The sequence below is a fragment of the Streptomyces sp. A01 genome (genome assembly GCF_059026195.1).
The window spans coordinates 29510-55278 of record NZ_JBWLKN010000014.1 but is presented as its reverse complement, the minus strand read 5'-3'; the positions used below and the strand labels follow the sequence as shown (position 1 = coordinate 55278).

The window sequence follows — 25769 nt, the reverse complement described above, 5'->3', positions numbered from 1 at the left end:
ACCCGCCAGGATCAGAGATAACGCCCGCCGGACCGGCTCAGGAGGTGGGCTGCGGGGCGAGCGTCAACAGCACCCGGTCGCTGACAGGGCGGTAACCGAGCCGCTGGTACAGCGCGTTGGTCGCGGTGTTGGCGAGGTTGGCGAACAGCAGCACCGTCCGCTCTCCCGCGTCCACGGCGGCCTTGCTCACGGCTGCCGTCACGGCCGCCGCGTACCCGCGACGCCGCTGGTCCGGCGGCGTGTAGACGCCGGCGACGCGCACCATCCCCGCGCTGCTGCGTGTCACCCCCGCCATCGCCACGGGCGTCGTGCCCACCTCCCAGAGCGTGCAGCCGCCGTGGCTGAGCCGTTCCTCCAAGGCCCGTGACGCGTCCGCGGGGTCCTCACCGATGTCCACGAGGTACGCCTCGAACCAGTCGAGCAGCAGGGCACGGTCACCGTCCTCGGCGACCCGCGCGCGGCCCGGCGGAGCGGGCCGCGGCGGAACCAGTTCCCCCAGCCGGTACAGCCGATGGCGCCCCGCGACCTCCGGCCGCGAGCCGTGCCTGCGCGACCACGCGTCCGCGATGGCCTCACCCGTCACCTGCTCCCCGCCGAAGCCCACGACCGTACGGGGCCCCGCCGCCAGGGTCGCCACGAGCTGCCCGGCCGCTTCGCGTGACATGGGCGAGAACTGCACCGGATGCGGAGGGGTGCATACGAAGGCGGCGCCGACCTTTCCGTCGTCCCCGCGCCACCAGCCGTAGAAGGGAGCGGCGGCGGAGTACCGCCCCGCGCCCTGGGTCCGCAGCGACTCGGTGATCGACAGCAGCAGGGTGTGTTCGTCCGGCCGCGCGTGCAGAAAGCCGCTCGCGGTCGCGAGGAAAGCGTCGATGTCGTCAGTCGTCGTCCAGGTCATGCCCCAGCTTCACCCAACGACGGCCCCTCACGCACCCGAATACCCACGCGGGCGCCGCGGCCGACGCCGGAGCGAGGGCGATGTCAGAGGTGGCCGCGACCATCACAGGCATGGATCACCGACTCACGGCCATCGCCGACTACTGGGACGCGGCGGCCCCCGCGTTCGACGCGGAGCCCGACCACGGCCTGCTGGCCGCCCCCACCCGCGCCGCGTGGGCGCGGCTGATTGCAGCCTGGATGCCGCCCCACCCGGCCGACGTGCTCGACATCGGCTGCGGAACGGGCTCGCTGTCCCTGCTGCTGGCGCAGGCCGGTCACCGCGTGACGGGCGTGGATCTGGCGCCGCGCATGGTGGCCCAGGCCCAGCGCAAGCTGGCGGACACGACGTTCAGGGCGCGGTTCGTCGTCGGCGACGCCGCGGCTCCGCCGACGGATGGCGAGCGGTTCGACGCGGTGCTCGCCCGCCACCTGCTGTGGACGCTGCCCGACCCGGAGGCGGCGCTGCGCGAGTGGACGGCGCGCCTGCGGCCCGGTGGCAGGCTCGTGCTGGTGGAAGGGCGCTGGCGGCAGTCGGCCGGAGCCGGTGCCCCGTATGTGGCGGACGCCGAGACGCTGCCCTGGCACGGTGGCATAGCCGCCGATGAGCTGGCCGCCGTCCTGCGGCCACTCGTGACCAGTCTGCGTGTGCAGCCCCTCAGCGACGACCCGGACCTGTGGGGCGGCCCGGTCGACGACGAGCGCTACGCACTGCTGGCCCGGGTCTGATCCACACGGGGACGCCTGCCCCGGGGCTGACGCCCGCACGGGCCGCCGCCGTGCCCGGTGGCCGGGTGCCCGCACCGCTGACGGCCACGGGAATTGCGGGGCCGGGCGAGCGGGCCAGTAGGGTGCGGCTCTGACTGTCCGCGCCGACGGGACCGCCCAGGACACCCGCCGTATCGCTCGGCGTTCCCGCGCTGTCTGCCGCAAGGAGTAACCGTGCACGTGCCGTTGCGTACACCGGGCGCCGCCGTCCGCCCCGCGCCGCTGCCGGAAGCCTGGGCGGAAGCGCCGCTGGCCGTGGTCATGCCCACCTACAACGAGATCGGCAGCCTTGAGGCCGCCGTGGAGCAGGTGCTCGCCCTGCCGCTGCCAGGGCTGCGACTGAAGATCGTGGACGACTCCAGTCCCGACGGTACCGGGGACCTCGCCGAGCGACTGGCCGAGCAGGCCAACACCGGCGGCAGAGCCCGGATGAGCGTGCTGCACCGCACCGGCAAGGAAGGGCTGGGCAGGGCTTACGCGGCGGGCATGGGCGCCGCCGTGGAGGAGGGCGCCCGGTACGTGGCGCAGATGGACGCCGACGGCAGCCACCCCGCCGAGTCCGTGCCGCAGATGCTGGGCACCGCCCTCGCCACCGGCGCCGGGCTGGTCGTCGGCAGCCGCTATGTCCCCGGCGGGGAGCTCGCCGAGGAGTGGGGCTGGCACCGCCGGCTGCTCTCCCGCTGGGCCAACGTCTACGCCGGTGCGATTCTCTCCACCCCCTTGCGGGACATCACCGCGGGCTTCAACCTCTGGCACGCCGACACGCTGAGCGCCGTCGGGCTGGGCGCCCTGAACAGCGCGGGGTACAGCTTCCAGGTCGAGCTGAAGTACCTCGCCGTCCGGGGCGGCGCCACGGTGGTGGAGATCCCCATCCGCTTCGAGGAGCGCCGGGCGGGCGAGTCCAAGATGAGCTTCGCGGTCCAGCTGGAGTCCGCCGTCGTGCCCTGGCGGCTGCGGCTGCGCAACCGTCGTCGCCCGTAGCAGCCGGGCGATCCCACGGACCGGGCGCGGCGCGACGGGGCGGCCTCGTCGCGCGCTGCGAGCCCCGTCCCGGTGGTCTCCTGTGGCGGTCGTGGCCGCGCCCGGCGCGTACGTACGGCACCGACCGCGCCAGGCGCTGGACGGGACGGGCTCGGTGACCGAGCGAGCGGACGGGCCGGGGGCGCGAGCCGCGACACCGCGCAGGGCTGCCCCGCCAGCTGCCTCGTGCGCGCGGCCGCGCAGCTCACGGGTCTCCGCGGCGGGCTCATTCAGCCCCGTGCCACTGCCTCGCTCAGCGGCGGGTGGCGGCGGTGACCTCGGCGAGCAGGTCGGACCCCGTCCACTGCGGGACCGCGCCGGGACCGGCCTCCTCGCTGCGCCGTACGAGAGTGATGAGCCTGGTGTTGACCGGAGCGGGCAGCCCGTGGCGGGCCGCGAGCGCCGTGACCTCGCCCTGCAAGGAGTCGATCTCAGTGGCGCGCCCGCGTTGCAGGTCCTCCCACATGGACGACCTGGCCTGGGCGTCGATGGAGAGCGTGGAGGCGGCCAGCCGCCGGAAGAGCCCGTCCGGCAGCCGGAGCAGACGCGGCGTGAGGGAGGCGGGGATCGGGCTGAGCCGGGCGGGCCGCACGCCCTCGGCGCGGAAGGCGGCCAGGGCCTCGGACTGGCAGAGCGCGAGACATTCCCGGTAGGCGCGCTGGCCGAGCTGTTCACGCAGGGGCAGCCCGGACAGGGCGTTGATGGCGTTGTTGAGGTTCATCAGCAGCTTCGCGTGCTGCACCTCGCGCATGTCGCCGCGCGGCTGGACGCGCAGGCCCGCCGAGGCCAGGGCGCGCACCAGGGGTTCGCCCCGTTCATTCTCTTCGACCATGAGGTGGCCCGCCGAGCCCTGATGGAAGGCGCCGGGCGCGGTGCCGAGAACGTTGTAGGGGACCATGCCCGCTAGGACGGTGTGGCCGGTGAGGCCGGAGCTCAGGACGCCCGCGTTGTGCAGCCCGTTCTGGAAGCTGACCACGACCGTGCCGGGGGACAGGTGCGGGGCGAGCTGCCGGGCCACGTCGGCGGTCGCCGCCGACTTGACGGTGACGAGCACATAGTCCGCCCCGACCACCGCGTCAGGACTGGTCGCCAGCCGCACGCCGGACCGGTCGCCCGTCGTGTCGACGCGGGCCGCCGGGCGCTTGCCACCGGTGAGGGTCAGCCCGTTGCCGCGTAGAGCTTCCATGGCGGCCGGGCGGCCGATCAGCGTCACGTCGGCGTGGTCGGCGAGGCCGCCTCCCAGGTGGCAGCCGATGCTTCCGGCGCCCATGACCGCGATCCTCAAGCGGGGACCGTGGCTGGTGTGCGGCTCGGGCTGTGACATACGGGCCGGTCTCCTGTCTCCTGCCGGTGATGGCGGCGGCTCGCGCACGGCGGCTGCCACCGGGCCCTTGAAGCGGGCGGTGCGCCACCTCTCCCCAGCGGGCCGGCCACCCGTCGCCGTCGCCCTCCCAGTCGCCGTCACTGCCATGGCCGTGCGGATACGAGCCGGAGCCGGGCCGCGGCGTGGCTCGGTGCGGCCGCGCGGTGACACCGTCGTGATCACTGTCGGACGCTGAACCTACCGCCGGGTTCGCGATGGCGTCCAGGCTCAGGCGGGCGTCGGTCGCCACCGGCCACCGGCCACCGGCCCTCCGGCCCCGCCGCCCGGAGCGGGTTCCGCCGCGGGGCCGTGCCGGGGGCGCGGGGCGATGCGGCGGTGGGGACGCGCACGGTCGCGGGTGCGCGGCTGAGGCGCGGGCACCAGGCCGCCGCGCCCCGCGGCCGCGGCTTACGCGGTGTGCGCCCGCGCGTCGCGCAGGGCGCGCGTCCCCGGCGCGCAGGACTCCCGCAGTGCGGACAGCTCGCCCGGCGGCAGCCGGAGCGCGGTACCCCGCCGCCCACCGTCCAGGTGAGCCCGCCCCGTTGCGAGCCAGTCAGCGGTGGCCTCCACCCCGGTGAACTCGGCCAGCCTGGTCAGTTCCCGCTCCGGCTCGGCAAGCAGGTCCTCGTAGGAGAGCGTCATACGCCTCGGTGCCGGGATCTTCTCCAGCAGTCCCACGCCGTCCACGACCAGGCGTGACCAGAGCTCGCCGAACCCGGTGACGGGCATCGGCCGCTCCATGACCAGCCGCTGGCCGTCGAAGCGGTCGGCGAGCAGGGCGGACAAGTCCGGTGGGAGCTCCCGGATGTGGTGCTCCGTCAGCTCGTCGATCGATGAGACCTGGGCCCGTTCGAGGATCTCGCGAAGCAGCGAGATCATCCGGTACCCGGTGTGGCGGCTCATCGACATCGCACAGTCCGGGCCGTCCCGGAAGAGGTGGACGAAGCGAGCGGCGGGGAACATCTCGTCGAGCCGCGGCACCAGGCCCAGGGAGTACCCCGAGCGTTCGATGACCGCCCGGCGCCCGAACCGGTCGCAGAGCAGGTCGAACAGTGCCTCGTAGTGCTGCGCGACCGGCCGCGACGGCCAGCTCTCGACCCGCGCCACCAGCTCGTCGAGCAGTGTGTCCGGGTCGTCCGTGAGATGGGGCAGCACCATCAGGCACAGCGCGGGAACGCCGGTGGTGTCCGCGGCGTAGCGGCCGGGGTTCCTGGGATAGAGGAACTCGGGCAGCGGCACGCCGCTGCGGATCATCGTGTCGAAGACGGCGTTCGGCTCGGCGATGATCCGCCGGAACCCCGCTCCGGACACGGGCCGGGCAGGCAGCCCGTCCGAGCCGACCGAGGCGAGGAACTCGTTGAGGCTCAGCACGTCGGGATGGAAGTTCACGATGCGCGACAACGCGGTCGATCCGCTGCGCCCCGTTCCCACGACGAAGGTCAAGGACTCCACATGTGCCCCCTCAGCTCAATGCCCGCACTGCCGGTCACAGAGTAATGGCGGAGCGCGACAGGACAGGGGGCGGACTGGCCGCGCGGGCGGAGCGCGCGGACGCGCCGTTTCGGTGCCCCGCGCACCCCCCGCCCGTCGCCTCCTCCCGGGGTCGCCCGGGTGGGCGGCGGCGCTGCCTGCCGCCTCCCCGCCGCGGGGCCGGGGCGCCGGGTCGCGCGGCGGCCGTGACCAGCGGCGGAGTGTGATCATCGCAACGTTGGCGAGCCGCCTTCCGTGTGCTGGGCCGTGCTATGTTTGTCTCTAGTTGCAGTTGTGGTTCCCATAGACTTTGTGTGCGCCTGCTGGTTCTGAACCTTCAGGCGCATTTTTGTTTTCCGGTGTTTTCTCCGGTCGGGCGATCAACATGGCGACGATGGAATACGCAAGGTGTGTATTCCGGTAGAGCCCCCGAAGGAGATTGACATGGCTACTGGCACCGTGAAGTGGTTCAACAGCGAAAAGGGTTTCGGCTTCATCGAGCAGGATGGTGGCGGCCCCGACGTTTTCGCGCACTACTCGAACATCAACTCGCAGGGTTTCCGCGAGCTGCTTGAGGGTCAGAAGGTCCAGTTCGACGTCACGCAGGGCCCCAAGGGCCCGCAGGCCGAGAACATCGTTGGCGCCTGATTTTCAGCACGGCTGATGCCGTGTAGCGCGGGCCCGCACCTCTGGGTGCGGGCCCGCCGCCTTGCCGTCCCGACGATGTGACGGCATTCCGTGGTCCTGGCACTCACCTGCCGCCCGGATATATTCAGCAATTCCCGTGACTCGGGTGTGATGCGGTGGGGCTCAGTGGTGATTGCCAGCCGCTTCGAAGCCCCGCGCACAGTTGTTCCCTTTTCACGTTTCGTATTCATTTCTTCGGTTCGTTCTTGCGATTCCTTGTGCGGCCAGGCTGCCGCCAGGACTTCCTCGATACGCGCCGTTTCGAGGAAGGTTCCGCATTGAACCGCCCCACCCGTTCCCCCCGTTCCTCCGACCGTTCCCCCCGCCAGGGCCAGGCACGCGTACCCGGCCAGGGCCGCGGCGGCCGTCAGCGCCCCCAGGGCCAGGGCGGCCAGGGCCGTCGCAAGCCCGCCGTCGCGCACGCCGAGTTCGCGCTGCCGGTCAGCACCACCCCGGCGCTCCCGGCGGTCGAGGCGTTCGCCGACCTGGACATGCCCGCCCCGCTGCTGACCGCGCTCACCCGCAACGAGGTGACCGCCCCGTTCCCGATCCAGGCGGCCACCCTGCCGAACTCCCTGGCCGGGCGTGACGTGCTCGGTCGTGGCCGTACCGGCTCCGGCAAGACCCTCGCCTTCGGCCTGGCGCTGCTCGCCCGTACCGCCGGACAGCGCGCCGAACCGCGCCAGCCGCTGGCCCTTGTCCTCGTCCCCACCCGTGAGCTGGCCCAGCAGGTCACCGACGCGCTCACCCCCTATGCCCAGGCGGTCCGGCTGAAGATGGCCACCGTCGTCGGCGGCATGTCGATCTCCCGGCAGGCGGGCGCGCTGCGCGGCGGCGTCGAGGTGGTCGTGGCCACCCCGGGGCGGCTGAAGGACCTGATCCAGCGCGGTGACTGCCGTCTGGACCAGGTGCGGATCACCGTGCTCGACGAGGCCGACCAGATGGCGGACATGGGGTTCATGCCGCAGGTCACCGCGCTGCTTCAGCAGGTGATCCCGGACGGGCAGCGCATGCTGTTCTCCGCCACGCTGGACCGCAATGTCGACAAACTGGTGCGCCAGTTCCTGTCCGACCCGGTGGTCCACTCCGTTGACCCGTCGGCCGGCGCCGTGACGACGATGGAGCACCACGTCCTGCACGTCTCCGACGCGGACAAGCACGCCGTCGCCACGCACATCGCGGCCCGCGAGGGCCGGGTGATCATGTTCATGGACACCAAGCACACTGTCGACCGGATGGCCAAGCACCTGCTGGCCAACGGTGTACGGGCGGCCGCGCTGCACGGCGGCAAGTCGCAGCCGCAGCGCAACCGGACGCTGGACCAGTTCAAGAGCGGCCACGTCACCGCCCTCGTCGCCACCAACGTGGCCGCCCGGGGCATCCACGTGGACAACCTCGACCTGGTCGTGAACATCGACCCGCCCACCGACCACAAGGACTACCTCCACCGGGGCGGGCGCACCGCCCGCGCGGGCGAGTCCGGCAGCGTCGTCACCCTCGTCCTGCCCAGCCAGCGACGTGAGATGACCCGGCTGATCGCCGCCGCGGGCATCACCGCCCGCACGGCCCAGGTGCGGTCCGGCGACGAGGAGCTGGCCGCGGTCACCGGTGCCCGAGTGCCGTCCGGTGTCCCGGTGACGGTCACCGCGCCCGCGCCCGAGCGTCCGCAGCGCAGCGGCAGCTCGACGCGTGGCCGCCGCAGCCGCTCCGCGCAGGCGCGCCGTGGCTCGACGGCGCGCAGCGGTTCCCCCGACCGTCCGGCACGCCGCGGCACCGCCGCGTAGCGGACCTCGCCGCCGCCGGGGCACCTCGCCCCTCGCGGCACGGCTTCCCGGGCGGTGGCACCTCTCGCCGCCCGGCACGCGCCCGGTGGATGGCTTCGGCCATCCGCCGGGCGCGCTGCTGTCTCACCCCCCAGACGAGCGTCACCCGGCCGTACGCGTACGAGGACGTCGCACCGGCTACGTGTCCGCCGGGCCGCGCGTCGAGAGCAGCAGGAACGCCAGCGCGACGACGGCGATGGCCACGCTGACGAAGTACATGGGGGCCACACCGGCGGGCAGCGTGGCCCCGCCGATGACCGTGCCGAGGCCGATGCCGACGTAGATGCCGGACGCGTTCAGGGACACCAGCAGGGGGGCCTCCTGCGGGGCGGCCGAGATCAGCCGGTGCTGCTGCGCGGGGCTCTGGCTCCAGGTGCTCCCGCCCCAGACGGCCGTCATCAGGCCGACGAGCAGCACCGGGGCGCTGTCGGCGGTCGCGAGCCACCCGAGCCCACCCAGCGAGAGCGCCATGCACGCGTATCCGGCGGTCAGTGCGCGCTTGGGGCACCACCGGTCCGTCGCGAAGCCGGAGAGGAAGTTCCCCGCCACCGCGCCGAGGCCGTAGAGGAAGAGCATCCACACGTGCCCGGACGCCGGAACCCCGACCGCCTCCAGGGCGGGGACGCTGTACGCGTACACGGTGTAGGTCGCGCTCATGCCGAGCACGGTCAGCGGCAGCACGGCCCGCACGGCGGGGTGGCGCAGCGCCCTGAGGCGGATGTACAGCGGGACCCGGGGCCCGCCCGGCAGACGCGGCATGAGGGCGGCCACGCCGACGGCGGTCAGCAGGCACAGCACGGCGACCAGGGCGAGCGCCGCGCGCCAGCTGAGCACCTCGCTGGTGACATGGCCCAGTGGCACGCCGAGTGCGGTGGCGACGGTGAGGCCGCCGATGACGACGGAGAGCGCGCGGGCGCGCAGTTCCGGCCGTACGAGCGAGGCGCTGACCGCTCCGGCGCCCGGCGTGTACACGGCCGCGCCGGCGGCCGCCAGCACCCGGCTGAGCAGCAGGAGCGGGAAGTTGGGCGCGAGCGCCGAGCCCACGTTCGCGAGGCCCAGCACGATCAGCGCGCCGACGAGCAGGGTCCGGCGCGGGACGCGGGCGGTGAGGGTCGCGAGGATGGGGGAGAGCACGGCGTACGCGGCGGCGAACGCCGTGACCGACTGCCCGGCCGCCGCCTCGGACACGTGGAGCGACGCCGCCATGTCCGGGAGGAAACCGGCGACGATGAAGACGTCCGTGCCGACCGCGAACGTGCCGAGTGCCAAAATGAGCACCGAGCTGAGTCCACGGGTGGGCGGGGCCGCCTCGCCGGTGGCCGTCGGGCCCCAGGCCGAAGCAGAGACGTGGGACATGCAGATCCTCCTCGCGGCTTCGCTGAGCCCGGATGGGCCTTCCTCTGTGGGCGGGGGAGTACGCGCCGGGACTGTCGGCCCGGACTTGGTGAGCGGATGCGAACGACCTGCCATGGCGACGCGCCGGTCGCTGAGACCTGCTGACGGGATGTCAGGAAGCCGTGCTCAGCCTGGCGGAGAAACGGCGGACGCGTTCCGCCGATGCGGGTGGGGTCGCGGTCATCAGGTCGGCGAGGGTCTGGGCGGCCAGCTCACGCCGCCAGGCGAGTTCGGCTCTGCGTATCGCGGTGGCGACGCCGCAAGGCTGGCGGAACTCCGAGGCGTCGGCGTCGGCGTCGGCTCCGGCGCCGCTCTGGCGGATCTCGGTGCAGCGGAAGGGGTCCTCCGGGCCTTCGATCGCGGCCACGACGTCCATCAAGGTGATCCGCTCGGGCGGCCGGGCGAGCCGGAAACCGCCCCGTGCCCCCGGAGTGGAGCTGAGGACGCCCGCCCGGGCCAGGGCCTGCAGGCACTTGTTCAGATACGGCGGCGGCAGGTCGAAACACGCGGCGAGCTTCACCGTCGGCACGGGCTCCTCATCACCGAGCCATGCCAGCGTCAGACAGCAATGCAGGCCCCACTCGACCCCTTTGGTCAGTCGCATAACCTGGATATTACACATCCAGGTTCCCGTCCGGATGCGCGTCCAGATGGGCGTTCGGATTCGCGGGGCGGCCCGCGAGGCTACCGTTGGAGGTGGCCCGGCCCGTGCGCGTGGCGGGAGTCCGCACGGGCCGTCTCCGGCGAGCGCGGAGAGGGCGGACGCCCGCCGCCACGCGCGCCGTTGCCGCACTCGGCCGGCCAGCCGCGACGCTTCCCCGCGGGGCTGCGGCGGGGAGCCGCGCGGCCGTGAAACCGCGAGTCGGCCGTGAAGCCGAGCCGCTTGGCCCGTGGCCTCTGTCAGACGCCGAACGGGGCCGCGTAACGGATGGTGCCCGAGGGGACGGGGCGCTCGGGGTGGAGTGCCAGCGCCATCAGGTTCTCGTCCGGGACCTCGAAGGAGGCCCGGATTCCGTACCCGGAGGCCGGGGTGAAGCCGAACCGCGGGTAGTAAGCGGCGTGGCCGAGCACCACGACCAGGTTCTCGTCGCCGTGCGTCCGTGCCGCGTCGAGAGCGGCGAGAATCGCGCCGGTTCCCGCGCCTTTGCCCTGGTGTTCCGGCCGCACGGCGCACGGCGCCAGCGCGAGCGCCGGTGCGCCGTCGATGTGACAGCGCGTCAGCAGGGCGAATCCAACGCCGGTGCCGGGGGCTTCCGCGATCCACGACAGGTCGGCCAGCCAGGCCGCTGGATCGTCGCGCAGGGCGTCGACCAGGTCGGCTTCCTGGGCGGTGGGGAAGGCCGCCAGATTGATCTCGCGGATCGCGGCGCGGTCCTCGGGGCCGTTCTCGCGGCGGGTGGTCCACGTGGTGGTCATCAAGGTGCGGATGTCCTTTCTCCGGGGCCGGGTGCGGGACGGGGATGGCTCGGGGCCGCGCCGGGGCGTGGCACGGCGTGCCCGTACGCCGCGCACTCACGCACCGTACCCGCCGCACCCTTCGGGCCCGCCTCCGGCCGGGCCGGTCAACGCCTCGGCGCCGCTGATGATCCGGTGGCCGGACGCCGCTCCGGCGTCGCCGGGCCCGGGGCGGGCGCGGCGCCGTCGGCCGCGACCACGGGGGCACCGGCCGCGGCTGCGGCTGTCCGGGCGTTGGCCGGTGCGCCGGTGGCGGGGTGGCCGGTGGCGGCCGGGGCGCGCCGGACGTACCCGGTCAGCGCCGCGGCGGCGAGGACGAGCCCGGCGGCGATCAGCGACACGTGTTCCGCTCCGGTCACGCGCAGGCCCACCGCGCCGGTGACGCCCGCGAGGGAGATCGCCAGGTACAGCGCGGACTGGTAGAGGGAAGCGAGCAGCGGCTGCCCGTTCTCCGGTGCCAGGGCGATGATCTCGTGCTGCTGCGGAGTGGTGACCGAGAAGGACGCCACGCCGCTGAGGACGGTGAGCGCCATGGCCGCCGGGTAGGCGTCGCGGACCAGCGGCATCGCGGCGAAGACCACCGTGAGGGCGAGAGCGGCTGCTGTGATCACCCGGCGCGGCGGTATCCGGTCGGCGAGGTGTCCGGCCATGAGGTTGCCCGCGGTGGCCGCCAGCCCGAACGTCATGAGGAGGAAGGCGAGGCGGGTGCCCGAACCGTCGGTCGCTGGTTCGAAGATGGCGCTGATGTAGGTGTACGGGATGTAGATGCCGGTGAACACCACCAGAGTCGAGGCCAGCACCCGCAGCACCCGCCGGTCGCCGAGTGGTGCGAGCCGTCGCCTGAGGCCCACGGTGCTCACCGGTGCGATGTCCGGCAGCCGCCAGGCGATCAGCGGCGCCACGGCCACGGTGAGCACGGCCACGAACCACATGGTCGACCGCCAGCCGAGCCATGACCCGAGCGCGGTGCCCAGCGGCGCGCCGAGCACGAGCGAGGAGGTCATGCCGAGCATGACGATGGCTATCGCCTGGCCCCGGCGGCGTTCCCCGGCAAGCGCGGCGGCGGCCGCGCTGGCGTTCGGCGTGAACAGCGCGGCCCCCGCGGCGGCCACCACGCGGGTGGCGAGGACCAGGCCGTAGCCGGGGACGAGGGCGGTCGCGACGTTGCCGGCCGCGAAGACGGCGAGCGCGGTGACCAGCACCGTGCGGCGGGTCCAGTGGGCGGTCAGCGCGGTCAGGACGGGGGCGAGGAGCGCGTACGCGAGGGCGAACACGGTGACCAGCTGGCCCGCGGCACCCACGCTGACGTGCACGGAAGCGGCGATCTCCGGCAGCACGCCGGAGATCACGAAGGCATCGGTGCCGACCGCGAAGGCGCCGAAGGCGAGGACGGCGGCGTGACGGCGCCAGTGCGGTACGGGAAGAGGATCGGACATCGGCCACCTCAGCGTTCCTGGGCGTTCCCGGGCGCTTCCGGGAACGCGAATTCCGATGAGCATTGATTATTACGACAGCCATCGTAACCACAGTCCGATGGCTACGATAGATTCCGACCGGCGTAGGAGGAATGGATGGGCGTGCACGAGGAGACCTGGCTGCCGCAGCCGGATCTGGCGGAGATCGACATCAGCACGGTGCTGCAGTCCCTGGCCGACCCCATGCGGCTGCGGATCGTGCGGCTGCTCAGCACGGTCGAGGAGTCCACCTGCACGGCGATCGACCTGCCCGTCAAGGTCTCGACCATCTCCCACCACATGAACCAGCTGCGCCTGAGCGGGCTGGTCTCCACGCGCCTGGCGGGCGCCAGCAGGCCGAGCAGGCTGCGCCGTGACGATCTCCAGCGCCGCTTCCCCGGACTGCTCGACGCGATCGTCGACGCCGAGCCCCCGGCGGCCGGTGGCGGCGGGGCCGCCTGACCGCCACGGCGGCCGCGGGACCGGCGGCGTAGGGCGGGAGTCGCCGCTTCTTACGCGCGCGGCGGTCGGTGCGCGCCGGGTGTGTGGCCGAGCGTGCGGCGGAAGACATCGATGAACGCGCTGGCGGACGCCCAGCCGCAGCGGTGTGCGACGGTCGTGACCGGAGTGCCCTCGGCGAGCAGCAACAACGCGCGGTACAGCCGCAGCTGGGTGCGCCACTGCGGGAACGTCATGCCCATCTCCGCGCGGAACAGCCGGGCCAGCGTCCGGTCGCTCGCGCCCACGGCCGCGCCCAGCGCGGCGAGCGTGCGGGTGTCCGCGGGGTCGTCGTTCAGCAGCGCGCAGAGCGCGGCGAGCCTCGGGTCGCGCGCGGTGGGCAGATGGATGGGCCGTTGCGGTGAGTGCCGCAGCTGATCGAGCAACACCGCGCGCAGCCGGCGGCGTTCGGCGCTGTGATCGGCGGGGTCGCGGGTGTACACCAGGATCAGCTCGCGCAGGAGCGGGCCCACGGCGATCACGGCCGGTGTCGACAGCCGCAGCGGGTTGACCGTCGCGGGCAGCCCCACCGTGTGCAGGTCCGTCTCGCCGCACCCGCGTGGTTCGTGCACCGTCCCCGCCGGTATCCACAGGGCGCTCGTCGCGGGCGCGATCCAGCTTCCGGCGTCGGTCGTGACGGACAGGACGCCGCGCCCGGCGTAGACGATCTGGTGATCGTCGTGGTGGTGCGCCCCGACGCCGATCCCGGCGGTCAGTCGCCGTACGGCCGTGTTGGCTCTGGGAGTGTGGCGGATCTCCGGCATTGATTGGCACTTTATCGGAAGCGGGCCACCCCGTCGCCGATCGATGATCATCACATGACACCTCATGACCGCGCGGGACGGCGCCCCGCCACGATCACGTTGCTGGCAACGGCGCACGCGTGCGTCGACATCTACCAGGGGGCGGTCCTCGCCCTGGTGCCCTTCCTCGTGGCCGAGCGCCACTACGGGTACGTGGGGGTCTCCGGGATCGTGCTCGCCGCGACCCTGCTGTCCTCCGTGGTGCAGCCGGTGTTCGGCGCGCTCACCGACCGCAGACCCATGCCGTGGCTCATACCGGTCGGGACAGGCACCGCCGGTGTGGGCATCGCGCTCGTGGGACTCGGCGACGCGTACGCCCTGACCTGGTGCGCCGTCGCCCTCTCCGGACTCGGCGTCGCCGCCTACCACCCGGAGGCGGCCCGGATGGCGCGCGTCGCCTCGCGGGGCAGCCATATCGGGATGAGCTGGTTCTCCCTAGGCGGCAACATCGGCTTCGCGCTCGCCCCGGTCCTCGTCACACCGGTGCTCGCCATCGGCGGCCTGTCCGCCAGCCCGCTGCTCATCGTCCCGGCCGCCATGGGCGTGGCTCTGGTCCTGCTCACCTACCGGGCCACCACCACCGGCGGCGCGGCCGGCACGGCGCAGAGCGCCCGGCAACCCACAGGCACCGACAACTGGCCGCTGTTCCTGCGCCTTTCGGCGATCATCATCGCCCGGTCCATCGTCTACGTCGGCCTCAGCGCGTTCATCTCGCTCTACGTGCGACGCCATCTGCACGCGGGTGACACGGCCGGGGCCGCGGCGCTGTTCGTCCTCTTCGCGGGTGGCGCGGCCGGCACCCTGCTGGGCGGCAGGCTCGCCGCCCGCTGGGGCCGGGTCCGCGCCCTGCGCGTCGCGTACGCGGTGGCGATACCGGCCGTCGCCGGTATCCCCTTCGCGCCCGGCGTGAGCGTCTATCTGTTCATCGCGGCGGCCTCGATCGCCCTGTACGTACCGTTCTCACTGCATGTCACCCTCGGCCAGGACTACCTGCCGCGCCGGGTGGGCACGGCGGGCGGCGTCACCCTCGGCCTGGCCGTCAGCATCGGCGGCATCGCGAGCCCGGCCGTCGGCGCCCTCGCCGAAGCCGCGTCGCTGCGCACGGCTCTCGCCGTCCTCACGGTCATGCCCGTCGTGTGCTGGGCGCTCTCCCGCACGCTGACCGAACCGGCCACCATCGAGGAGCACCACGCCGCGCCGATGGCGGCCCCGGCCAAGGACTGAGCTGCCGTCACCAGGCCCAGACGCCCAGCGTGCCGCTGCCCCATGCGGGGTGCCGGGACCGCTCCCGAACCGCCCGTCCGCACCGCCCGCCGTGCCGACGAGGGCACGCCACCACCGGTATCCGCCGCCCGGCCCGCGCCCGGACGGCTGACCACCGCGTTCCGTTGTACGAAGAACGTCCGATTGCCGCCCGCGCACGGACGCGGTTGCATGCTCCAAGGCCCGGGGGGCCGACGTAGCCATGCTTCTGGGGGAATCATGCCGATGTCCTTGCGGGCGGCAGCGTGCGCCACCGTCGCCTCCGCCTGCGCGGCGGCGCTCTTGCTGCCCATGACAGCGCGAGCCGGAGCGCCCGCCGCCCATACCGAGCGGGTCAGCACGGCCTCGGACGGCGCACAGGGCGACGGCGGTTCACTCGGAGCCGCGCTCAGCGCCGATGGCCGCGTCGTCGCCTTCTGGTCACTCGCGAAGAACCTCGGCTCCGACGGGTTCTTCCACGCCCTGTTCGTGAAAGACCTCACCACCGGCGAGCTGACCCAGGTGCCGGGGGCCCGCCACTACGGGGCCGGTCAGCCCGTCATCATCGGCGACGGCAGATACATCGGCTACTCCTCGGGCAGCCGCTACCCGGACCCCTCTCTCTACGACCGGGTGACCGGGCAGTCGCAGCGCCTGTGGCCGCGGGAACCACCGGACGGCTTCTACGAGTTCGGCAGCACCACCGCGATCAGCGCCGACGGCCGCCACGTCGCGTACACCATCGGCATACGTCTCGGCGTACTCCGCCCCGGGAGCGATGCGCGCCGGTTTCGAGGTCTACCGCGCCTTCGACCAGGACGCGCGGGACAACCGCGCGGCGCTGCGGCGCGACGGAAAGCTGACGGTGCCGGTGCTGGCCGTGGGCGGTGAGATCAGTACGACGGGCGCGGTCATCGCGGACATGATGCGGGAGGTCGCCGAGGACGTCACCGGGGTGCGCGTACCCGGGACCGGCCACTGGCTCGCGGAGGAGAATCCGCGGGCGGTCGTCAGCGCCCTGCTGGAATTCCTCGGTACGCCGTAGCGGGCGCGCGAGCGGTGGACGCGGCGCGAACGCTGCCGCACCCCGCGGCCCCACGGCCGCGATTTCGTCGGCGAGCGTCCGGTCATGGAAGATGGAGCCTCGTCCGAGGCACGGCGGGAAGCGGTGCTGATCTTGCCGTAGGAGAACGCGCACCGTGCCCCAGAAGCCCGAACCTCGCACCACCGACGGTGACCGCGGCGACCTGCGAGCCGACTGCGGGAACTGCTTCGGCCTGTGCTGCGTGGCTCTGCCCTTCGCCGCGTCGGCCGACTTCGCGGTGGACAAGGACGCCGGGAAGCCCTGTACGAACCTGCGAGCCGACTTCGGCTGCGGCATCCACGCGCGCCTGCGCGACGAGGGCTTCTCCGGGTGCACCGTCTTCGACTGCTTCGGCGCGGGTCAGCAGGTCTCCCAGATCACCTTCGGCGGGCAGGACTGGCGGCAGGCTCCGCACACCGCGCGCCAGATGTTCGACGTCTTCCCCGTGATGCGGCAGCTGCACGAACTGCTGTGGTACGTGAACGAGGCGCTGGCACTGCCGCCGGCCCGGCCCGTGCACGGCGATCTGCACCGCGCGCTGCACACCACCGAACGGCACACACGCGGCAGTGCCGACGCGCTCGCCGCCCTTGACGTCGCCGCGCTGCGGCACGACATCAACACCCTGTTGCTGCGCGCCAGCGAACTGGCGCGGGCAGGCGTCCCCGGCCGTAAGAAGAACCACCGGGGAGCCGACCTGATCGGGGCCCGGCTCCAGGGCGCGAACCTGCGGGGCGCCAACCTTCGCGGGACCTACCTCATCGCCGCCGACCTCCAGAACGCCGACCTGCGGACGGCCGACCTGATCGGGGCGGACTTCCGCGACGCCGCCCTGGGCGGCGCCGACCTCACGGGCAGCATCTTCCTCACGCAGGCGCAGCTCAACGCGGCCAAGGGTGATGCCGCCACCAAGCTGCCGCCCGCGCTGAGCCGCCCCGCGCACTGGCGACCCGCCCGGGTCTGAACTCCGCGCTGGTCGTCCGGGTCTCCTACCGGGGGCACGTCGGCGCTCTCGCGGCCGCGCTGGTGATCCGCGGCCCGCGTCAGCCGTCGCTGGTCTTCCGCCGACCACCCTCGTCATCGCGGGCCGACGGCGCCCCGGCCTGCTCCGGCGCTGCCCGCAACCCGTACACCTGCCACACCAGGCGCACACAACGGTCGTGCAGTCGCTCCCGGGACACCCGCGGATCGCCCGCCAGCCACCCGGAGATGAGCCCCGCCAGGCCGCCGATCAAAGCGACCGCCGTCAGCCGCCGCTCCGCACTGTCCGCCGTCGCCGGGGCCTGACCGGCGAGGAGATCCGTGAACGCGGGCATCGCGGCGGAGCCCCGCCGGGCGAGCGCCGGGTCCGAGAAGGGTTCCAGGAGGAACAGCCTGCCCTTGCGCGGGTCGTCCAGCAGCAGGGACAGGAACGCCTCCACGGCTGCTCGCGGCCGCTCCAGCGGCTCGGCGGTCCGCTCCACCGCCTCGCTCAGCGCGTCCCGCGCCTCCCGCGCGACCTCGTCGAACGCGGCGGTGAGCAGCGCGTCCCGGGAAGCGAAGCTCTCGTAGAAGTACCGGTCGGTCAGCCGTGCCGTGCGGCACACCGCGCGCACGGTGACGGCGCCGCTGCCCTCCTCGCCCACCAGGTCGAGCGCCGCCTCCAGCAGCGCGGCCCTGCGGTCGGCGCGCCGGTCGGTGAGGCTGCGGCCTCCCCAGGTGCGTACGTACGGCGCCGCTGACGACCCCTCTGGCATGGCCGCACCCCTTCGCTCTGTCGTCTTGCTGCCGGCGGTCCCGTTGCCGTCAGCGGTCTTGCCTTCGGCCCATGGGCTCAGCGTAATCTGAGGACAGGCGTCATCACTTTACGGATTCAACCGAGCCGGGTCGACGACTGACTGGAGCCCTGCCATGAGCGAGCCAACGGCCGCGCGCGAGGCGGCGCCGAGCACCGAGCCCCCACCGGCTCCGCTCGGACCGGAGTCGGTGACCTGGAGATACTTCGGCGACTGGCGCGGCATCCTGATGTCGCTGTGGGCGGGCTCGATGCAGAACATGCACCCGGGGCTCGGCGCCGGAGTCGAGGAGCACTCGGACTTCTTCGACGAGCGCTGGGAGCGGCTGCACCGCTCGCTGTACCCGATCTACGGCGTCGTCTACGACGGGCCGAAGGCGCCGGACGTCGCCCGCGCCGTGCGCGGCTACCACGACACGGTCAAGGGCACCGACCGGCACGGCCGCCGCTACCACGCACTCGACCCGGACACCTTCTACTGGGCGCACGCGACCTTCTTCATGAGCATCGTCGTCTTCGCCAACCGGCTCGCGGGCGGACTGACCGAGGCGGACAAGCGCAGGCTGTACGAGGAGCACGTGCGGTGGTACGCGCTGTACGGGGTGAGTGACCGTCCGGTCCCCGAGAGCTGGGAAGCCTTCCAGCGCTACTGGGAGCACATGTGCGCCGACGTGCTGGAGGTCAACAAGGCCACGCGTGACGTGCTCGACATCCGCGGCCTCGGCAAGCCGCCCTCGCTGCCCTGGCTGCCCGGCGCCGCCTGGACGGTCATCCGCCCGCTCGTCGCCCGCGGCCTTCTCTGGATCACGGTGGGCCTGTACCCCGCCGCCGTACGCGAACGTCTCGGCTACCACTGGACCGTGGCCGACGAGCGCCGCCTGCGCCGCTTCGGCCGCGCGCTCACCGCCGCATGGCGCCTGGTGCCGCATGACCGGCGCTATCACCCCAGGGCGCGCGCGGGCTGGCGCCGCGTGTCCGGCAGGCTGCCCGCCGACGCCCCCACCGTGGAGACCCCCGCCAGGAACCTCCCGCCCCTGGCCCACCGCGACCACCCGAAGCACTACGCGCCCCGGGTGTGATCACGGTCCGCTCCCGGATCGGTGTACCGCCGCGCTGACGCGCGCGCCGGTGCGGCGATCCAACCGGCGTGCTCCGCAAGGCGCGGGGAGGCTGCCTCTCCGCTGCCTCTCCGCCGTCGCGCCGCTCACCGGTCGGGCCGCCCGGCCCAACTCCCCGATGTCCGCCGGGATATCTACACGCGTATCGTGTGCGTACCGGCACGATCAGTCTGGAATGCGGCGTACGGCTCATCCCGTGAGCCGTGCACGATAATCGGTGCTTCCACGAGTGCGGTCAATCGCCGACACCGATGGTGAAATTCCTGAATTCCCGTCCCATGCGCGCATATAGCTGTGTCAGCGGTTTATGCGGTCCATTACATGACGCTATCGCGAAGTGGCATCATGCGCGCTGCGGCGAACTCCTCGACACTCAGCTCACGAACTGAGCTGTATCCGGCGCGTGATGACCGCTATCCGGGCGGTTTGTGCGGCGCGCCGGGTATCGGAATAGGAGTTCCCCACATGAAGCGCTCCAAGATATTCCTGACGGCCTCGCTGGGACTCGGCTTGGCCGCCACGTTCACCGCCCTGCCCGGCGCGGCGTCCGCCAGCCCGGCCGCCGCCCCGAACACGAGCACCGAGAGCAGCATCGCGGCCTACTCGGGATCATCGGAGGACGAGGCCGCGACCAGGGCCTTCTTCGAGGCAGTGATGAAGTCCGCCAAGGCCAAGCAGGCCAGGACGGGCGCCGCCAGCGTCACCGTCACGTACGACGCGAGAAGGGCGCCGACCTTCGCGTCCCAGATCTCACGCAGCACGCAGATCTGGAACTCCTCGGTGCGCAACGTTCAGCTCCGCTCGGGCACCGGCGGCGACTTCGAGTACCGCGAGGGCAATGACCCGCGCGGCTCGTACGCCAGCACCAACGGGCACGGGCGCGGCTACATCTTCCTGGACTACCGGCAGAACCAGCAGTACAACTCCACCCGCGTCACCGCCCACGAGACCGGGCACGTGCTCGGCCTGCCCGACCGCTACCAGGGGCCGTGCAGCGAGCTGATGTCCGGCGGCGGCCCCGGCCCCTCCTGCACCAACGCGTACCCGAACCAGCAGGAGTCGGCACGGGTCAACACGCTGTGGGCGAACGGCCTCACGGCCTTCGACAAGAGCTCGTACCTGAAGGCAGCCCGCTGAGCACGACAGCGTTGTGACCGCTCGCGGGCCGCTCGCGGAGCACGTACGGACCGTGCGCGGACCGCTTGAGGCCGATGCGGCCCGGCTCCCTTCTCGGGGGCCGGGCCGCATCGCGGACTGGGGGCGGGGGACTCTCAGCCGCGCTCGGGGTAGGCCAGCAGCCGCAGCGCGTTGGCGACGACGAGGAGCGTGGAGCCCTCGTGAACCAGGACGGCGGGGCCGATGCCCAGGCCGAGCACCGTCGCGGGCACGAGTACGGCGACGATGCCGAGGCTCAGGAACAGGTTCTGCTTGATCACCGTGCTGGTACGGCGGCTCAGTCCGGTGGCGAGCGGCAGCCGGTCCAGGCCGTCCGACATCAGCGCGATGTCAGCGGTCTCCAGCGCGACCGCGGAGCCCGCGGCTCCCATGGCGATACTCACCGACGCGCTCGCCATCGCGGGGGCGTCGTTGACCCCGTCACCGATCATCGCCGTGCGGCCCTCCTCCGCCCGCAGCCGCTCGATGGCGGCCACCTTGTCCTCCGGAAGCAGGCCGCCCCAGGCGTCGTCGAGGCCCACCTGGGCGGCGACCGCGTCCGCGACCCGCTGGTTGTCGCCCGAGACCATGACGGCGCGCCGGATGCCGAGCTCCCGCAGCCGGGCGATGACGGCGGCCGCCTCTGGGCGCGGAGCGTCCATCACGCCCAGGACGCCTAGGTACCGGTCGCCGGATCGGACGATCATGGTCGTCCGGCCGTCCTCCTCCAGCCGCTCCGCACGCGACCGCACATCCGCCGGGACGCCCGGTCCCTCCGGCGCGTCAGGGCCGGTGAAGAAGGCGGTGTTGCCGATGGCGACCGGGGCGCCGCCCAGCCGGGCCAGCACGCCGCGCCCGACGACGGCTCGCAGATCGTCGGCCTCCGGTACGGACACGCCGTCGAGCCGGGGCGCCAGGTCGCGGACGAGGGCCTGCGCCAGCGGATGGTCACTGAGTCGCTCCACGGCCAGGGCGGTGGTGAGCAGCTCGCTCTCGCGCACCCCCGCGGCCGGCAGGACATCGGTGAGGCGCGGGCGTCCTTCGGTGAGGGTGCCGGTCTTGTCGAAGGCGATCGCCGTCAGCTTGCCAAGCTGCTCCAACGGCCCGCCGCCCTTGATGAGTACGCCGCTGCGGGCCGCCCGGCCGACGGCGCTGAGCACGGCGGCGGGCGTCGCGATGGCCAGCGCGCAGGGGCTGGCGGCGACGAGCACCGCCATCGCGCGGTAGAGGGTGTCGGTGAACGGCTCGTCGACGACGAACCCCGCGAGCAGCAGCGCGCCGACGACGGCGATCACAGCGGGTACGAAGATCCGCTGGAACCGGGCGGTGAACTCCTGGGTCGGGGACTGCCGTGTCTCGGCGTCACGCACCATCGCCACCACGCGGGCCAGCGTGTTGTCCTGGGCGCGGGTGGTGACGGTGACGTCCAGCGCGCCGGAGCCGTTGACGGTGCCGGCGAAGACCCTGCTCTCGGGGGCGACGGCGCTGGGGTCGCGCAGCGCGGCCGGCACGTCGTCGACCGGCCATTTGTCGGCGGGGACGCTCTCGCCGGTGACGGGTGCCTGGTCGATGGCGCTCTTGCCGGTGCGGACGAAGCCGTCGGCGGGCACCCGGGCATGCGGCCTGACGACCACCGTGTCGCCGGGGACGAGCTGTTCGACCGGGACCTCCACGGGCCGGCCGTCCCGGCGGACCAGCGCGGTCTTCGGGGTGAGGGCGGCGAGGGACTCGATGGAGCGCCGGGCGCGCCCCATCGCGTACTCCTCCAGCGAGTGCCCCAGGCTGAACAGGAACAGCAGCACCGCTCCTTCGGCCCACTTCCCGATGGCCGCGGCTCCGGCGGCGGCCACCAGCATCAGGAAGTCCACCTCGAAGCGGCCTGCCCTGATGGTCATGACCGCCTCGCGGACGGTGAAGAATCCGCCGAAGACGTACGCGGCGGCATAACAGGCGAGGGAGACCGGCTCGCCGAGGCCGGTGAAGAGGCCGAGTGCCAGGCCGGTCAGATAGGCGGCGCCGGACAGCAGCGCGAAGACCAACTCGGCGCGCTCCCCGAGGAAACCGTGCGCGTGCTCGTGCCCCCGCTCCTCCTCGTGCCCCCGCTCCTCCTCGTGCCCGTGTGCACGGCTTTTGCCTCGGCTCCCGTCGGAGACGGGGGCCAGGGCGGCGCCGGAGGTGGCGCTGTCGTACGTGTGGTCACCGGCATGGCCCTGGCTGTGGTCCCGGTCGGCTTGGGCGCCGAGCAGCTCGGCCGCCCGGCGGACTTCCCCGGCCGCGACCTCGGCCGCGTCGAAGTGCACGCAGACACTCCCGGCTGCCCGGGTGCGGCCGGGAGCGCGATGCACCGTCCCGATGGCCTCGCGTCGGCCCAGTGAGACGACGACGCGCTCGACACAGGGGTCGCAGGGCGCCAGCGGGCTCGGCAGCAGCTCGGCGATGTCGAGGCGCAGCGTGTCGACCACACCGCAGTCATCGTTCGAAGTCATGACCTCAAAATATCATGACTTCATGATGTGTCTAGTCTCCGTGCCGCCCCGCCCCCTTTCAGCCGACATGAATACCGGTACCATTTGCGGTATGGCAGCAGGCAACACGAGCGCGTTGATCTCACAAGAGCAGGCATTCGCCGTAGCGGAGGTCATGCAGGCGCTCGCCTCGCCCGCGCGCGTGCAGATCCTGGACCGCCTGCTCAGGTCGCCCTGCCCGGTGGGGGAGCTGGCCGCGGAGGTCGGCATGGAGCAGAACACGGTCTCCAACCACCTGCGGATGCTGCGCCATCTCGGCCTGGTCGCCGGACACCGCGAGGGCCGCCGCGTCCTGTACTCGCTCCACGACGAACACGTCGCGACGCTCATCGAGCAGACACTGACCCACGTGGAGCACCACCGCCCGGCGGGCGCCGCCGCGGCTCGCCCCACCGGCTGACAGCTGACGACGCACGGCGCCTGACGACGCGGCCTTCGCGCGCCGCCTCGTCCGTGGCCCACCGCCGGACGTGGCGCGTCGCCGGACGCGCCGACTCCCGGCCGGGCGCCCGTGGGTGGTTCCCCCGCGCGCCGCCGCGTACGTCGCCAACGGCGGTTCCCACCCCGCCTGCGCCCCTCCCGGCAGCGCGCTCCCTCCGCCATGACACGGCCACGGCCGGACCACGGCCGCGCCCCGCGCCCATCGCCACGCCCGCGCCCGCGGATGACGACGGAAGACGCACAGACACGGCGAAACGGGGACCGGCCGCGAGGAGTGGGTCGCCGGACGCGTGCTGAACGAGTGACAGGTGGGGAAGGGAAGGGGGCAGAGGAACGGCACGGCGACGGTGGGCACGGCTTGCGAGGCGGTCACGGGCGTACGGGCCCGCTCCCTCGGCCGCGTGCCCGCCATCCCGCGTCGGCATCCCTCACACCACGCGCCGATCCGGCACAGGATGAGGAGAAGGTATGCGATGGCGATCCCACTCACGAAGTTGGCTCTGGACCGTGTTCGCCGCGGTCATAGCGCTGGCGGCCTCGCTCACCACCGCGGTACCGAGCAGCGCGGGTTCGGACGGGCCGGACGACCGGGCGGCGAAACCCGGCGGGCCCGCGCGGCCCGACGCCCGCGGTGTCGTCCTGGCCGTGCACGGCGGCGCGGGCACGGCACTCGACCGTGACAAGACCACTCCCGAGCAGGAACGCGCCTATCGCGACGGGCTCGCGAGCGCGCTGCGCGCCGGGCAGCGTGTCCTGGACCGAGGAGGCGGCAGCGTCACCGCTGTCGAGGCCGCCGTGCGTGCGCTGGAGGACAACGAACTGTTCAACGCGGGCCGCGGCGCGGTCTTCACCGAGGACGCCGGGCACGAACTGGACGCGTCGATCATGCGCGGCTCCGACCTCGCCGCCGGCGCCGTGGCCGGAGTGCGCAGCGTGCGCAACCCGATCAGGGCGGCCCGCCTGGTCATGGAGAAGACCAGGCACGTGATGCTGGCGGGTGAGGGAGCCGACGACTTCGCCGCCCGCAACGGCCTGCCGACCGTGACCCAGGACTACTACTGGACGCAGAAGCGCTGGGACCAGCTCATGGACGCGAAACGGAAGCAGCACGGGGAGAAGAAGGGGAAGGGCGTGGCCACCGGCGGACAGCCGGAAGCCGACGACGACCAGACCAAGGGCACGGTGGGAGCCGTCGCGGTCGACCGTGACCGCGACTTGGCCGCGGCCACGTCCACGGGCGGGATGACCAACAAGATGACCGGCCGGGTCGGCGATTCGCCGATCATCGGAGCTGGTACGTACGCCAAGAACAGCACGGTCGCGGCCAGCGCCACCGGCCATGGCGAGGTGTTCATCCGGGGCGCGGCGACGGCCACGATCTCCCACCTCATGGAGTTCGGCGGCATGGGCGTGGCGGAAGCCGCGTACGAGGTCCTGGTCAAGCGACTGCCCCCACTCGGCGGCGACGGCGGTGTGATCGCCCTCGACGCCAAGGGGGCGTTCGACGCGCCGCACAGCAGCCCGGGGATGCTGCACGGCTATCTCACACGAGACGGAAAGATCGTCACCAAGATATTTCCCGACGAATCCCCGGCCAATGAATGACAATTGTCCACCCGGGCTGACATTTCCCCGGTGACCGGATCTCCCCTGGTCCTGACCCTGCGTGACACGGGGAGATGCCAGTGGGGCGAACCGCCGCAAACGCACGCCGTGGGCCGCGCCTCCCCGAGAGGGGGCGCGGCCCACGGCGTTCCGATTTCGTCACCGCCCGGCAGTATCCGAATCACCGTAAGGACACTGCGACTTTCGCGGCCACGGTAATACTGGCGGCTGTCAGGGATATGCACTGCGCAAGGCCGTAGGCGGTATACCGGCGAGCGGGGCATTCTCACGTCACGAGAACAAACGGCATACAGCCGGTCAGCGAACAATTGCCGACCGGGACCCCAGCGTTGCTGATTCCCCCCTGAACGGAGAACAAGAATGCCTACGCTCTCGACGTCCACGGTAACGGCGGCCACCAGCTCGTACGTCACCGCGATAGCCGACACCCAGGAACAGATCGAGGCAGCCCAGCGCCTGCGTTACCAGATCTTCGGCCAGGAGAAGGGCGCCAAGCTCGCCTCCGCCGCGACGGGCCGCGACGTGGACGAGTTCGACGCCGTCATGGACCACCTGATCGTCACCGACAAGGCCACCGGAGAGGTCGTCGGAACCTACCGGCTGCTGCCCCCCGGGCGCGGCGAACGCCTCTTCTCGGAGGGAGAGTTCGACCTGCGCGGACTCCCGGTCGGCATCCGGTCATCCCTGGTCGAAGCGGGCCGTGCCTGCGTCCACCCGGACCACCGCTCCGGCGCCGTCATCAACCTCATGTGGGCGGGCCTCGCCCGGTACGTGCTGCTGTCCGGCCACCGTTACCTCGCCGGCTGCGCCTCCGTCCCGCTCGGCGACGGCGGCCAGGCCGCCACCAACGCCTGGCTGCTCGGCGCGACCCGGCACGCCGCCCCGCCCGAGCTGCGCGTACAGCCGCGCGTCCCGTGGACGCCGACCAGCACGCTGGAGGCGCAGCCCAGCTATGCGGACCTGCCGCCGCTGCTGCGCGGCTACCTCCGCGTCGGCGCCTGGATGTGCGGCGCGCCGCACCACGAGAGGGACTTCGACGACGCCGACTTCTTCGTCGTCCTCGACACCGAGCGGATGAACGACCGCTACCGCCGCTACTTCCTCGGCGAAGCCCAGTGAACGCCTGGGCGCC

The 25769-nt window shown here is 72.6% G+C and carries 24 protein-coding genes; 14 read left to right on the top strand and 10 right to left on the bottom strand.

The features are described from left to right. Positions 1-37: 37 nt before the first annotated feature. Positions 38-898: a GNAT family N-acetyltransferase gene (locus tag AC5P1B_RS20080; RefSeq protein WP_493888688.1), complete on the bottom strand. Its 861-nt coding sequence runs from the start codon at positions 896-898 to the stop codon at positions 38-40. 110 nt (positions 899-1008) lie between these two features. Here AC5P1B_RS20080 and AC5P1B_RS20075 point away from each other — a divergent pair, with 110 nt between their 5' ends. Both AC5P1B_RS20075 and AC5P1B_RS20070 read left to right on the top strand, forming a co-directional pair. Then, positions 1009-1665, top strand: a complete 657-nt coding sequence (locus tag AC5P1B_RS20075) for a class I SAM-dependent methyltransferase (RefSeq protein WP_493888687.1) — start codon at positions 1009-1011, stop codon at positions 1663-1665. Between the two features lie 300 nt (positions 1666-1965). Next, positions 1966-2685 (top strand): polyprenol monophosphomannose synthase, encoded by a 720-nt coding sequence (locus tag AC5P1B_RS20070; RefSeq protein ID WP_493888835.1) that lies wholly within the window; start codon positions 1966-1968, stop codon positions 2683-2685. A 292-nt stretch (positions 2686-2977) separates the two neighbouring features. On the opposite strand, the gene AC5P1B_RS20065 is transcribed toward AC5P1B_RS20070, so the two are convergent. Together AC5P1B_RS20065 and AC5P1B_RS20060 are read right to left on the bottom strand one after the other, a co-directional pair. After that, on the bottom strand, positions 2978-4048 hold the full coding sequence (locus AC5P1B_RS20065) for a 2-dehydropantoate 2-reductase (RefSeq protein ID WP_493888686.1): 1071 nt from the start codon (positions 4046-4048) through the stop codon (positions 2978-2980). A 447-nt stretch (positions 4049-4495) separates the two neighbouring features. Beyond that, a complete protein-coding gene (locus AC5P1B_RS20060; protein ID WP_493888685.1) occupies positions 4496-5539 on the bottom strand; it encodes a sulfotransferase in 1044 nt (347 codons plus the stop codon). 462 nt (positions 5540-6001) lie between these two features. On the opposite strand from AC5P1B_RS20060, the gene AC5P1B_RS20055 reads away from it, so the two are divergent. Then, positions 6002-6205 (top strand): cold-shock protein, encoded by a 204-nt coding sequence (locus AC5P1B_RS20055; RefSeq protein ID WP_493888684.1) that lies wholly within the window; start codon positions 6002-6004, stop codon positions 6203-6205. Positions 6206-6522: 317 nt separating this feature from the next. Further along, entirely contained in the window at positions 6523-8028 is a 1506-nt protein-coding gene (locus tag AC5P1B_RS20050) for a DEAD/DEAH box helicase (protein ID WP_493888683.1), read from the top strand. Positions 8029-8205: 177 nt separating this feature from the next. Here AC5P1B_RS20050 and AC5P1B_RS20045 read toward each other — a convergent pair whose 3' ends face one another. From AC5P1B_RS20045 to AC5P1B_RS20030, 4 genes are all read right to left on the bottom strand, one after another. After that, positions 8206-9423, bottom strand: a complete 1218-nt coding sequence (locus tag AC5P1B_RS20045) for an MFS transporter (protein ID WP_493888682.1) — start codon at positions 9421-9423, stop codon at positions 8206-8208. 151 nt (positions 9424-9574) lie between these two features. Further along, positions 9575-10066: an RrF2 family transcriptional regulator gene (locus AC5P1B_RS20040; protein WP_493888681.1), complete on the bottom strand. Its 492-nt coding sequence runs from the start codon at positions 10064-10066 to the stop codon at positions 9575-9577. Between the two features lie 296 nt (positions 10067-10362). After that, a complete protein-coding gene (locus AC5P1B_RS20035; RefSeq protein WP_493888680.1) occupies positions 10363-10878 on the bottom strand; it encodes a GNAT family N-acetyltransferase in 516 nt (171 codons plus the stop codon). A gap of 146 nt (positions 10879-11024) precedes the next feature. Then, entirely contained in the window at positions 11025-12353 is a 1329-nt protein-coding gene (locus AC5P1B_RS20030; RefSeq protein WP_493888679.1) for an MFS transporter, read from the bottom strand. 135 nt (positions 12354-12488) lie between these two features. On the opposite strand from AC5P1B_RS20030, the gene AC5P1B_RS20025 reads away from it, so the two are divergent. Further along, entirely contained in the window at positions 12489-12833 is a 345-nt protein-coding gene (locus AC5P1B_RS20025) for an ArsR/SmtB family transcription factor (RefSeq protein ID WP_493888678.1), read from the top strand. Between the two features lie 50 nt (positions 12834-12883). Here the strand turns inward: AC5P1B_RS20025 and AC5P1B_RS20020 are convergent, their stop codons facing one another. After that, positions 12884-13633: an AraC family transcriptional regulator gene (locus AC5P1B_RS20020; protein WP_493888677.1), complete on the bottom strand. Its 750-nt coding sequence runs from the start codon at positions 13631-13633 to the stop codon at positions 12884-12886. Positions 13634-13687: 54 nt separating this feature from the next. Between AC5P1B_RS20020 and AC5P1B_RS20015 the strand changes: the two genes are divergently transcribed. The 4 genes from AC5P1B_RS20015 to AC5P1B_RS20000 all read left to right on the top strand — a co-directional run bounded on the left by AC5P1B_RS20015 (position 13688) and on the right by AC5P1B_RS20000 (position 16962). Next, complete coding sequence (locus tag AC5P1B_RS20015) at positions 13688-14896, top strand: MFS transporter (protein ID WP_493888676.1); 1209 nt, start codon at positions 13688-13690, stop codon at positions 14894-14896. A 258-nt stretch (positions 14897-15154) separates the two neighbouring features. Further along, positions 15155-15805 (top strand): TolB-like translocation protein, encoded by a 651-nt coding sequence (locus AC5P1B_RS20010; RefSeq protein ID WP_493888675.1) that lies wholly within the window; start codon positions 15155-15157, stop codon positions 15803-15805. Next, positions 15780-15959: an alpha/beta fold hydrolase gene (locus AC5P1B_RS20005; protein ID WP_493888674.1), complete on the top strand. Its 180-nt coding sequence runs from the start codon at positions 15780-15782 to the stop codon at positions 15957-15959. The genes AC5P1B_RS20010 and AC5P1B_RS20005 overlap by 26 nt, the downstream gene beginning before the upstream one ends. 154 nt (positions 15960-16113) lie before the next feature. After that, complete coding sequence (locus tag AC5P1B_RS20000) at positions 16114-16962, top strand: pentapeptide repeat-containing protein (protein ID WP_493888673.1); 849 nt, start codon at positions 16114-16116, stop codon at positions 16960-16962. A gap of 79 nt (positions 16963-17041) precedes the next feature. Here the strand turns inward: AC5P1B_RS20000 and AC5P1B_RS19995 are convergent, their stop codons facing one another. Continuing rightward, entirely contained in the window at positions 17042-17734 is a 693-nt protein-coding gene (locus tag AC5P1B_RS19995) for a TetR/AcrR family transcriptional regulator (protein WP_493888672.1), read from the bottom strand. Positions 17735-17888: 154 nt separating this feature from the next. Here AC5P1B_RS19995 and AC5P1B_RS19990 point away from each other — a divergent pair, with 154 nt between their 5' ends. Together AC5P1B_RS19990 and snpA are read left to right on the top strand one after the other, a co-directional pair. Next, the gene (locus tag AC5P1B_RS19990) at positions 17889-18851 is read left to right on the top strand and encodes an oxygenase MpaB family protein (protein WP_493888671.1); all 963 of its coding nucleotides are present in this window, start codon (positions 17889-17891) and stop codon (positions 18849-18851) included. A 504-nt stretch (positions 18852-19355) separates the two neighbouring features. Beyond that, positions 19356-20027, top strand: a complete 672-nt coding sequence (gene snpA, locus AC5P1B_RS19985; protein ID WP_493888670.1) for a snapalysin — start codon at positions 19356-19358, stop codon at positions 20025-20027. 134 nt (positions 20028-20161) lie between these two features. Here the strand turns inward: snpA and AC5P1B_RS19980 are convergent, their stop codons facing one another. Next, positions 20162-22531, bottom strand: coding sequence for a heavy metal translocating P-type ATPase (locus AC5P1B_RS19980; RefSeq protein ID WP_493888669.1), 2370 nt, complete (start codon positions 22529-22531; stop codon positions 20162-20164). Positions 22532-22622: 91 nt separating this feature from the next. Between AC5P1B_RS19980 and AC5P1B_RS19975 the strand changes: the two genes are divergently transcribed. From AC5P1B_RS19975 to AC5P1B_RS19965, 3 genes are all read left to right on the top strand, one after another. Next, a complete protein-coding gene (locus AC5P1B_RS19975; RefSeq protein ID WP_493888668.1) occupies positions 22623-22970 on the top strand; it encodes an ArsR/SmtB family transcription factor in 348 nt (115 codons plus the stop codon). Positions 22971-23479: 509 nt separating this feature from the next. Then, positions 23480-24616, top strand: coding sequence for an isoaspartyl peptidase/L-asparaginase family protein (locus AC5P1B_RS19970; protein WP_493888667.1), 1137 nt, complete (start codon positions 23480-23482; stop codon positions 24614-24616). Positions 24617-24997: 381 nt separating this feature from the next. Continuing rightward, positions 24998-25756 carry a GNAT family N-acetyltransferase gene (locus AC5P1B_RS19965; RefSeq protein ID WP_493888666.1) on the top strand — a complete coding sequence of 253 codons (759 nt, stop codon included), beginning with the start codon at positions 24998-25000 and terminating at the stop codon, positions 25754-25756. Positions 25757-25769: the final 13 nt, after the last annotated feature.